General features: G+C 74.2%; 2 protein-coding genes. Both read left to right on the forward strand.

The genetic code is table 11. The annotated features are described in order from the left end of the window. The first annotated feature begins 146 nt into the window (after positions 1 to 146). The gene (locus tag ABZ641_RS30465; RefSeq protein WP_344624602.1) at positions 147 to 1,061 is read left to right on the forward strand and encodes a LysR family transcriptional regulator; all 915 of its coding nucleotides are present in this window, start codon (positions 147 to 149) and stop codon (positions 1,059 to 1,061) included. Positions 1,062 to 1,177: 116 nt separating this feature from the next. Further along, the coding region (locus ABZ641_RS30470; protein ID WP_359986964.1) for an AAA family ATPase at positions 1,178 to 3,241 on the forward strand (2,064 nt) is incomplete at its 3' end.

A 3,241-nucleotide genomic window follows, 5' to 3' on the forward strand; every position in this document is an offset into this window, starting at 1 on the left:
GGGGGGGCGGCGGGGGGGCGGCCGGCGGCGCTGCCGGGGCGGGGGCGGGGTGCGGTGCGGTGGTGAGGGTGGGCATGCCAGCAGCCTCCGCCGCGGGCGGTCCGGCCGGTAGCCGTCCACGATCTATGAGGACATAACCTGGCTCTATGCCTCTCTCGTCGCGGGTCCCCGACATCGGCGCCCTGGAGCTGCTGCTGGCGGTCGCCCGGCTGGGCAGCGTCGGACGGGCCGCCGCCGAACTCGGGGTGAGCCAGCCCGCCGCGAGCGCCCGGATCCGCGGGATGGAGCGGCAGATCGGCGTCGCCCTGCTGGAGCGCTCGCCGCGCGGCTCGCGGCCCACCGAGGCCGGGCTGCTGGTGGTCGAGTGGGCCCGCAACGTGGTCGAGGCGGCCCAGGCCCTGGACGCCGGGATCGACGCGCTGCGCGGCCGCCGGGACGCCCGGCTGGTGGTGGTGGCGAGCCTGACCGTGGCCGAGTACCTGATGCCCGGGTGGCTGCTGGCGCTGAACAAGGCCAGCCCGGACACCGCGGTGACGCTGCGGACGGCGAACTCGGCCGACGTGGCGGCGCACGTCCTGGCGGGCGACGCCGACCTCGGCTTCGTGGAGGGCTCGGGCACCCCGCCCGGGCTGGCCGGCGCGGTGGTGGCCGCCGACCGGCTGGTCGTGGTGGTGGCGCCGGAGCACCCCTGGGCCCGTCGCCGCAGACCGGTCACCGCCGCCGAGCTGGCGGCCACCCCGCTGGTGCTGAGGGAGCCCGGCTCGGGCACCCGCGAGGTGCTGGACCAGGCGCTCGCCCCGCACGGCGGGACGGCGCCGCCCCGCCTGGAGCTGGCCTCCTCGACCGCGCTGAAGGCGGCCGCGATGACCGGCGCCGGCCCGGTCTGCCTCTCCGAACTGGCCGTGGTCGAGGAGCTGGCGACCCGGCGCCTGGTGGCCGTCCCGGTGGAGGGGCTCGACCTGCACCGGCCGCTGCGGGCGGTCTGGCCGGTCGGACGCCGGCCCGCCGGCCCCGCCCGGCTGCTGCTGGGCCTGACCAGGGAGCCCGTCCGGCGGGGATGAACAACGGGTGACGGGACCGGTACCCACTGGACCGGGAAGGTTGAGCGGAATAGACTCAACTTACTGGATGCTGTACGAGGCAGACTCGATGCCCGAACGGAAGGAGCACGCCACCAGTGGATGCCGGCAAGTTCACCAGCAAGACGCAGGACGCCCTGTCCGCCGCGATCCGGCAGGCCAGCGCCGCAGGACACCCGGACGTCAAGCCGGTGCACGTCCTGCTGGCGCTGCTGGAGCAGCCGGAGGGCATCGCCCGACCGCTGCTGGAGGCCGTCGGAGCGGACCCGGCGAAGGTCGCCGCCGCCGCCCGCCAGCAGCTCGCCACCCTGCCCAGCGCACAGGGCTCCACCGTCGCCGCGCCGCAGCTGGCCCGCGACACCCTCGCCGTCCTCCAGGAGGCGGGCAAGCGCGCCACCGACCTGGACGACCAGTACCTGTCCACCGAGCACCTGATGGTCGGCCTCGCCGCCGAGGGCGGCACCGTCGCCGAACTGCTGAAGCAGAACGGCGCCACCCCGAAGGCCCTGCTGGCGGCGTTCAAGGACGTCCGCGGCAGCGCCCGGGTCACCTCCGCCGACCCGGAGGGCACCTACAAGGCGCTGGAGAAGTACGGCACCGACCTCACCAAGGCCGCCCGCGACGGCAAGCTCGACCCGGTCATCGGCCGGGACACCGAGATCCGCCGGGTCGTCCAGGTGCTGTCCCGCCGCACCAAGAACAACCCGGTGCTGATCGGCGAGCCCGGCGTCGGCAAGACCGCCGTCGTCGAGGGCCTCGCCCAGCGGATCGTCGCCGGCGACGTGCCCGAGTCGCTGCGCGGCAAGCGGCTGGTCGCGCTCGACCTCTCGGCGATGGTGGCCGGCGCGAAGTTCCGCGGCGAGTTCGAGGAGCGCCTGAAGGCCGTCCTGAGCGACATCAAGGACAGCGACGGCCAGGTCATCACCTTCATCGACGAGCTGCACACCATGGTCGGCGCGGGCGCCGGCGGCGACTCCGCGATGGACGCCGGCAACATGCTCAAGCCGATGCTCGCCCGCGGCGAGCTGCGGATGGTCGGCGCGACCACGCTCGACGAGTACCGCGAGCGGATCGAGAAGGACCCGGCGCTGGAGCGCCGCTTCCAGCAGGTCATGGTCGGCGAGCCCTCGGTCGAGGACACCATCGCCATCCTGCGCGGCCTCAAGGGCCGCTACGAGGCCCACCACAAGGTGGAGATCTCGGACGCGGCGCTGGTCGCCGCGGCCACCCTCTCCAACCGCTACATCACCGCCCGCTTCCTGCCGGACAAGGCCATCGACCTGGTCGACGAGGCCGCCTCCCGGCTGCGCATGGAGATCGACTCCTCGCCCGTCGAGATCGACGAGCTCCAGCGCTCCGTCGACCGGCTGCGGATGGAGGAGCTGGCGCTGGAGAAGGAGTCCGACCCGGCCTCGGTGGACCGCCTGGCCCGGCTGCGCCGCGACCTCGCCGACAAGCAGGAGCACCTGAGCGTGCTCACCGCCCGGTGGGAGCAGGAGAAGAAGTCCCTCAACCGGGTCGGCGAGCTCAAGGAGCGCCTGGACGACCTCCGCGGCGCCCTCGAACGGGCCCAGCGCGACGGCGACTTCGAGCGCGCCTCCAAGCTGATGTACGCCGAGATCCCGGCCGCCGAGCGCGAGCTCGCCGAGGCGCAGGACCGCGCCGCGGACGAGCCGAACGCCACCATGGTCAAGGAGCAGGTCGGCCCGGACGACGTCGCCGACGTGGTCGCGTCCTGGACGGGCATCCCGGCCGGCCGCCTGATGGAGGGCGAGAGCGCCAAGCTGCTGCGGATGGAGGAGGAGATCGGCCGCCGCCTGATCGGCCAGGCCGAGGCCGTCGCCGCGGTCTCGGACGCGGTGCGCCGCACCCGCTCCGGCATCGCCGACCCTGACCGCCCGACCGGTTCCTTCCTCTTCCTGGGCCCCACCGGCGTCGGCAAGACCGAACTCGCCAAGGCGCTCGCCGACTTCCTCTTCGACGACGAGCGGGCGATGGTCCGCATCGACATGAGCGAGTACGGCGAGAAGCACTCGGTCTCCCGGCTGGTCGGCGCCCCGCCCGGGTACGTCGGCTACGAGGAGGGCGGCCAGCTCACCGAGGCCGTCCGGCGCCGCCCAGCCGGGAGACCGAGTGCTTCTCGCCGTACTCGCTCATGTCGA

The sequence above is a fragment of the Kitasatospora sp. NPDC007106 genome (assembly GCF_040634455.1).
GTDB classification, from domain to species: Bacteria; Actinomycetota; Actinomycetes; order Streptomycetales; family Streptomycetaceae; genus Kitasatospora; species Kitasatospora arboriphila.

Coding starts and splice junctions, on each gene's coding strand:
- ABZ641_RS30465 (WP_344624602.1), top strand. CDS start 147: ATGCCTCTCTCGTCGCGGGTCCCCGACATCGGCGCCCTGGAGCTGCTG.